We start from the raw sequence: 252 nt of genomic DNA on the forward strand, positions 1-252 counted from the left end.
GCGGACATCTGGTTGCGTTTGCCCGGGTGGACAGCGTATACGGAGTGATTGATTTTGCCATTAAAAAAGCAAGAACAGCAATAATGTTTGGGGTAGAGAGTGATAGTATGGGAACCATCATTGCTGGTGCAGCGATCCACGGATATGGAATGCTGAACTCTAACGGAGGACTTTTAACGATTACTGGCGGGATAATAATCAGGAATAAAGATGGAGATATCATCGGAGCGATTGCTTCCTCCGGAGGAACTC

Annotated in this window: 1 protein-coding gene; it reads left to right on the plus strand. The window is 46.4% G+C overall.

Annotation, left to right across the window (positions count from 1 at the left end):
- On the plus strand, window positions 1-252 hold a 252-nt coding region (locus SB764_RS42875; protein WP_410867159.1), incomplete at both ends, for a heme-binding protein.

Origin of the sequence: Paraburkholderia sp. SIMBA_027 (assembly GCF_046535315.1) — a bacterium.
GTDB lineage: Bacteria > Pseudomonadota > Gammaproteobacteria > Burkholderiales > Burkholderiaceae > Paraburkholderia > Paraburkholderia tropica.